The sequence below is a fragment of the Mariniflexile sp. genome (assembly GCF_052728615.1).
In genome coordinates, this window is sequence record NZ_JBFVFE010000103.1 from 1 (window position 1) to 7,479 (window position 7,479).

General features: G+C 36.4%; 5 protein-coding genes and 1 pseudogene. 1 reads left to right on the top strand and 5 read right to left on the bottom strand.

The features are described from left to right. The 5 genes from ACU1LP_RS19175 to ACU1LP_RS19195 form a co-directional block, all read right to left on the bottom strand. The coding region (locus ACU1LP_RS19175) for a YcxB family protein (RefSeq protein WP_445734367.1) at nt 1-553 on the bottom strand (553 nt) is incomplete at its 3' end. A 532-nt stretch (nt 554-1,085) separates the two neighbouring features. Continuing rightward, nucleotides 1,086-2,465, bottom strand: coding sequence for an aldehyde dehydrogenase (locus ACU1LP_RS19180; RefSeq protein WP_445734366.1), 1,380 nt, complete (start codon nt 2,463-2,465; stop codon nt 1,086-1,088). 232 nt (nt 2,466-2,697) lie between these two features. Beyond that, complete coding sequence (locus tag ACU1LP_RS19185; protein ID WP_445734365.1) at nt 2,698-3,399, bottom strand: RluA family pseudouridine synthase; 702 nt, start codon at nt 3,397-3,399, stop codon at nt 2,698-2,700. Between the two features lie 285 nt (nt 3,400-3,684). After that, nucleotides 3,685-4,503 carry a 3-methyl-2-oxobutanoate hydroxymethyltransferase gene (panB, locus tag ACU1LP_RS19190; RefSeq protein WP_445737074.1) on the bottom strand — a complete coding sequence of 273 codons (819 nt, stop codon included), beginning with the start codon at nt 4,501-4,503 and terminating at the stop codon, nt 3,685-3,687. Nucleotides 4,504-4,838: 335 nt separating this feature from the next. Next, nucleotides 4,839-6,260, bottom strand: coding sequence for an L-serine ammonia-lyase (locus tag ACU1LP_RS19195; RefSeq protein WP_445733110.1), 1,422 nt, complete (start codon nt 6,258-6,260; stop codon nt 4,839-4,841). A 624-nt stretch (nt 6,261-6,884) separates the two neighbouring features. On the opposite strand from ACU1LP_RS19195, the pseudogene ACU1LP_RS19200 reads away from it, so the two are divergent. Next, nucleotides 6,885-7,479 (top strand): annotated as a pseudogene (locus tag ACU1LP_RS19200) (IS4 family transposase); the annotation flags it as partial.

Genomic DNA, 7,479 nt, shown 5'->3' on the forward strand with positions numbered 1-7,479 from the left:
ATACTTGTTCTTTGTTGGTCATGGTTTCTTTGCAAATTACAAATTTTTTAAGAAATGGGAAATTTGTCGTGCACCCAATTCTTACTTTTTCCATATTTTCGACTTTCGATTTTGGTATAATTAATGTCCCTCCATTTTTTACCTTTAAAAAAAAGTGGCTTGAAATTTCTATTATTTTTTCTAAGGAAGAATAATTTATTTTTGATTCTCCTGTAAAATCAAAAGTCTCAAAATTCATATCATTAAATATGATATTTGACTCCTTATCAAATCTATTTTTATAGGTTTCATCAATAAATTTCCCGTAGTACTTTTTATATTGATTTCTCTGATAAAAAGGATAAAAAATCAAAGTAATAATTGAAAACGCAATAAAGTAATATGTCAATAATTTATTATCAGCTTGATAAAAAAGTATAGATAAAATAATAAAAATAAATGTAACGATTATCCAAGTTTTCAATCTCTTCTTTTTAGTACTTTCCGTTGTAGAAGCATTATAAAGCTGATACTGTAAATAATCGTCTTTATTTAAACTATAGTTCAGATTCATTTTTTTGGAATTATTGGCAATGTCAAGATATCGTTGCGTTTTAATAAACCAAATCGTTCGATAAGCGAAGTTAGATTTTTCACACCATAAAAGCAATAAGTAATTATCAACATTTTTTTCCGTCATTGCGAGGCAACAGATAAAAAAATTATCAAGCGATATTGTTGACAATTAAATTGAATTTGAAACTGAAAATTTGAAAGTATGGATTGTCCCCTAGAGGGGACTTTAGGGGTGTTTTTAAAATTTGAGAGCTATTTAAATATTTGAAAATCAAATATATAAAATACTTGTCAATGGTAGCCTCATGCAATGAAGCGAAGCAATCTGTTTGTTGTGGGTTGTGAATAAGCTTTGGATCAAGCATCATGAGATTGCTTTGTACCTACCATTGACATCGTATTTAGCTAATTTAAAATCAATTATTTATGAAATGTCATTTTCACCGCTTGAAATTTTTTTCTTGGGTCTCGCAAGGACGCATTGTATCATGAGATTGCTTCCTCGCTCACTCTCGCAATGATGGAAATCACTAAGTAAAATATTTAAAAATCTTCTTTATCAATCCTAATTTATTCTTGTAAGGGGCATACCGTAAAGAGGGGTCCACCCAATTTCCGCGTTTAATAATCGCTTTTCTATGCGAAAACGTATCAAATCCCAATTTGCCATGATAGGCACCCATGCCGCTATTGCCAACACCACCAAAAGGCAGGCGGTGGTTTCCAAAATGGATCAACACATCATTCACAACGCCACCACCAAAACTAAAGGTATTTAGCAAAGCTTCTACAAAGGTTTTATGGTTTGAAAACACGTAAAAAGATAAAGGTTTATCATAATGATTGATGATTTTTTCAATGTCTTCTGTCGTTACATAAGATAAAATAGGAAGTATAGGGCCAAATATTTCCTCGCTCATCACAGCACTTTCCAAAGTAGGTTCATCAATAAGCGTAGGCGAAACAAAACACCTTTCCTCATCCACTTCACCACCAAAAACCACCTGTACATTTTTTAACATATTAGCTAATCGAGCGGTATTCTTCTTATTTATGATTCTAGGAAAATCTGGAGAATCCATGGGTTTTTCTCCATAAGCGCTCGTTATTTCCGTTTTTAGAATCTCAATAAATTCCTTTTTGAAGTCGGATTTGATGACGATATAGTCTGGCGCAATACAGGTTTGTCCGCCATTGATGAATTTCCCCCAAACAATGCGTTTTGCCGTCAGTTTCAAATCTACCGACCCATCAATGATACAGGGTGATTTTCCGCCCAACTCCAATGTAACGGGCGTTACATGTTTAGCGGCGGCTTCTGCGACAATTTTTCCAACGGAAACACTTCCGGTAAAAAAGATATAATCCCATTTTTGCGCCAATAGTTCTTTTGAAGTCTCTGCGTCGCCTTGAACGGTAGTTACATAGTCTTTTGGAAATACGTTTTCAATAATATCGGCAATTAATTGCGAGGTGTTTTTAGTGAGTTCGCTGGGTTTTAAAACCACTGTGTTTCCAGCGGCAATGGCCATAATCAGAGGTTCTATAGCCAATAAAAAAGGGTAGTTCCAAGGGGCGATCACTAAAACATTTCCGTAAGGTTCTTTGTAAATGTAGTCGCTTGATGGGAATGTTAATATAGAAGATTTAACACGCTCGGGTCTCGACCAATTTTTCAGGTTGTTTATTGCCAAATTGATTTCAGAAATAACCAATCCGTATTCACTGATGAAGGTTTCAAACTCCGATTTTTTAAAATCACGGTTTAAAGCATCATAAATGGCTTGTTCGTTGGATGTAATTTCTTCTTTTAAAGCTTTTAAATATGATAATCTATTCTCAATATTTTTAGTTTTTTGAGTGTTGAAAAATGTTTTTTGGGCTGAAATGATTTTAGGGATGGTGTTCACAAGCTTTTTTTATAAAGATATGAAATTTGACTCTATATTGAATTGTGCAGCCATTTGAATTCAAGTGTGCTAACTCTTTTTTTAGATGTTATCCACAAAACAACTTTGTGTATCTCTGTGCTACTTTGTGTGGCTCTGTGGTATAGCTATTGCACGAAGTTACACAGAGTTTTACGCGAAGTTTCACAAAGAAAATACAAAAAGCAAAAAGTTTAACTTTAACTGATAAAACTTAATAATTACAAGCATTCCATATAACATCATCTGGTAGTGGTGCTTCAATATTCAATGGTTCATTTTTTACAGGATGCACAAAGGTAATATGTCTTGCATGCAGATGAATCCCGCCATCCGTATTGCTTCTATCAAAACCATATTTTAAATCGCCTTTAATAGGGCAACCAATACTTGATAATTGCGAACGGATTTGATGGTGCCTGCCCGTTTCCAGATCAATTTCCAATAAATAATAATTATCCAGTTTCCGTAACAGTTTATAATGAAGAATGGCTTTTTTACTGTCCTTTACTTCTTTAATAAAGGCAGAAGATTTATTGTTTTTCGGATTCTTTTTTAACCAATGTGTTAAGGTGTCTTCCGTTTTTGGTGGTGCGTTTTTTACAATGGCCCAATAGGTTTTATGAATGTCTTTTGATACAAAAAGCGTATTTAAACGGGGCAATACTTTACTGGTTTTCGCAAAAATAACAAGACCGGTTGTGGGTCGGTCCAATCGGTGCACAACACCTAAATACACGTTTCCGGGTTTGTTGTAGGTGTCTTTAATATAGCTTTTAACAACCTCGCTTAATGGTTTGTCGCCAGTTTTATCGCCTTGAACGATATCACCAACCCGTTTATTGATTACAATAATGTGGTTATCTTCGTAGAGTATTTGAAGATTGTGTTTGTTGGAAAGTATTTTATCAGCCACTAATACACGAATATTTGTTTGGTAATTTAAATTGTTTCACGGAGATACATAAAGGTTCACAGGAGTTGCTCGGAGCTTTAAAAAGATTCACGGAGTTTAAAATTAGACACGAATTTGCTTCACCAGTTCGCATTGGCTCGGGTCACGAATTATCACTGATGTTTATGCTAATAATTTGTTATTTTCAATTATCACGAATTTTATTTTCCCCTTCGGGGAAATCGTAGATACAACGATTCCATAAAATAATAAATTAGGAGTTAAATGTCCGCAGGACAATGGGGCTTAATATTGTTCCGAATCATTAGGAAAATCCAATGTTTTCACATCATCAACATATTGGGAAATGGCCGTGGTCATATCTTCATATAAATTCATATAGCGCCGTAAAAAACGCGGATGGAACTCATGAGTCATTCCCAACATATCGTGTAACACCAAAACTTGACCGTCCACACCATTGCCCGCACCAATACCAATAATGGGGATGCTGACACTTTCTGCCACTTCCTTTGCTAATTTTGCAGGTATTTTTTCAAGCACAATGGCAAAACAGCCAATACGCTCCAGCATTTTGGCATCTTTTATTAAATCAACCGCTTCTTGCTCTTCTTTGGCACGAACGGTATAAGTTCCAAATTTATATATGGATTGCGGCGTTAATCCCAAATGGCCCATAACAGGAATGCCGGCATTTAAAATACGTTTAATGGATTCTTTGATTTCTCGACCACCTTCCATTTTTACTGAATGGGCGCCACTTTCTTTCATAATCCGAATAGCAGAACGTAAGGCTTCCTTCGTGTCGCTTTGGTAACTTCCAAAGGGTAAATCCACAACCACTAAGGCGCGGTCTATGGCTCGAATTACAGAAGAGGCATGATAAATCATTTGATCCAAAGTAATTGGTAACGTCGTTTCATGACCAGCCATGACATTACTGGCAGAATCGCCAACCAAAATAACATCAATACCTGCACCATCTACAATTTTTGCCATGGAATAATCGTAAGCCGTTAACATGGATATTTTTTCGCCACGGGCTTTCATATCTACTAAAGTTTTTACGGTGATGCGTTTGTATTCTTTTTTAGCGACGGACATGTTTTTTTATTTTTTAAAATTGATTGTAAAAGTAATGAATTAAGAAGAAACTGCGACTGGAAAATTTTCACAGGGTTACACGGAGCCAAAGGATCTATACAGCTTTTTTTTTGACACGGATTTCACAGATTCTCACTGAATTTTATTTGTTCAAAAAACAAACTGAAAACTGATATAAACAATAACTTAATGAACTTTAGAAGTTTCAATTTCTATAAAAACTTTTTTATCGCGCAAAGCCGCTAAGACGCAAAGTGTTGGGAATAAAAATTAGATAATAGACCAATTACTGCCCAATATGACTGCTACTGTAAACTGCGACTGTAAACTAATAACTAGCAATCAGACATATTAACACCAACAGCTAAACCACCTTCGGAGGTTTCCTTGTATTTGGTGTTCATGTCTTTGGCGGTTTCCCACATGGTTGCCACCACTTTGTCCAAAGGTACTTTCACGTTTTTTGGGTCGGTATCCAAAGCCATTTCAGCGGCATTGATGGCTTTTATGGCGCCCATGGCGTTGCGTTCTATACATGGTATTTGTACCAACCCACCAATGGGGTCGCAGGTTAAACCTAAATGGTGTTCCATGGCAATTTCGGCAGCTACCAAAACCTGTTCGGGTGTGCCACCCATCAATTCGCACAAAGCAGCTGCAGCCATAGCAGACGATACGCCAATTTCAGCTTGACAACCACCCATGGCAGCACTAATGGTCGCCCCTTTTTTAAAGATGCTGCCAATTTCGCCCGCCACCAATAGAAATTGTTTGATGTGGTTAAAATCCGCTTCGTGGTTTTCAATAACCATATAGTACATTAAAACCGATGGAATAACGCCGGCACTTCCGTTGGTAGGCGCTGTAACCACCCGACCCAAAGAGGCATTCACTTCATTAACCGATAAAGCAAAACAACTGACCCATTTTAATATTTGCCTGAATTTAACCTCGGTCTTGCGAATGGTTTCGAGCCATTCTTGTGGTGAGTTATAAGGTAAATCACTTTTTAAGGTTTGGTAGGTATCATAAGCACGTCGGCGCACATTTAAACCACCCGGTAAATTGCCTTCGGTATGGCAGCCAATATAGATACATTCCAACATGGTGTTCCAAATGCGTTGCAATTCAAAATCGATGGTTTCGATGGGTCGGATTGATTTTTCGTTTTCCAATACAACTTCAGAAATGGATTTATTCAAATCATTGCAAAACTTTAAAAGCTCAGTCCCTTTTTCGATTGGGTAAGGGAATGAACACTTAATTTGTACATTTCTTTTATGGTTTGTTCGTTCTTCTTTTACAACAAAACCTCCACCAATAGAGTAGAAGGTGGATTTTATTTTTCTACCGTTTATAGTTGCTGAAAATTGCATGCCATTTGAATGAAATGGTAAAAATTTTCTGTTGAAAATGATGTCGGTTTCAGGATGGAACGTCACTTCTTTTTCACCATTAAAACGAAGAGTTTTGGTGTTCTTAATTTCGAAAATTACAGATGCGATGGTTTCGGTAGGGATGGTTTCTGGGTTGGCACCGCTCAATCCCAACATAATGGCATAATCGGTGGCATGTCCTTTACCGGTTAAGGATAAGGAGCCGTAAAGATCTACTGATATTTTCTCGACATCATTAAATTTATGGGCCTCTTTGAGTTCTTTTATCCAGCGTTCGGCTGCTCGCCAGGGCCCCAAGGTGTGCGAACTTGAAGGGCCGACGCCAATTTTTAACATATCGAAAACAGAAATACATTCCATGGAGTTGATGGTGTTTGTTATACAAATATAGGGGGTTTTTATGGGAATGGGAGGGTAGTTGATTTATTAAAAACGGAAGACTAAAAAGACCCAAGACTTATTAACGTACAACGATTAATGCGAACTAAAGGTTGAAAAACGTTTCATTTTATTTTGGGGCGTTAGCCCTGTAATCTTCATAGCAAAATGTACGGTAAAAACGAATTAGGGGCCTTAGCCCTTTAATCTTCATAGAAACAATGCACGATGAATATCAATTAGGGGCGATAGCCCTGACATCTTTAATTTATGAAAATTTACCAGCTATTTTTTTATTGAGCCATTTGTAAGATAATGGTTTTACCTGTTTAGTAATTGTTGGAGATATTTTTGGAATACATCCCCACGAATATACGAAGATACCGGGGCTACGCCCCTTCTATTTTATCGATATTTGTTCATCTACGAAGATAGTAGGGCTACGCCCCTAATTTAGTTTGTTATCATTTTATTATAATCTACTCAAGTTTCGCACTTAATAAATACTAGTGTTTCAGTTCGATAAAAGCCAAAAAAGTAGCATATAAATCTTGCTTAATGCCTGATTTTACTGTATTTTGTAAGTGCAAACCAAAAAATACAAATATGCTACAAAACAAAGATATTGCTAAAATACAAGAAGTGAAAGCTATTTTTAAAGATAGTTGGGTTCAACCAGAATTCTTCCACGACCACCTCAAATTATTCAAGTTCTCTAAATCTTCAAAGCTCTTTGTTTCGGCCAAGAAAAGTGTTATTGCCTTTTGGGGCCTAATGAGAATCATGATCATGCTCCCTTTTATGGACATAAAGACCGTGGGCTCATTTTTTAATGATGCTACAATTGCAAAACCCCAAGGGCAAAAGGATGCCTACTACAGGTCTCTTGCCAACCAGAAAATGAACTGGCGCAACCTGTTGCTGTTATTTGTAAAGCGCTACCTGGAACTTGATAAAAAGCTGACATCCCCAAAAGACAGTTTTAAATGTTTGATATTTGATGATACCGACCTCCAAAAAAGAGGCAAGAAAATAGAAGGCGTATCCAAGATACACAACCATGTGACCAAACAATTTATTTTTGGATATAAGCTCCTTGTGGCCGGTTACTGGAACGGAAGTGTTTTTATCCCAGTGGATTTCAGTTTTCACCGGGAGAACAAAGACAATAAGACAAAGAAATATGGACTTACCAAAAAAG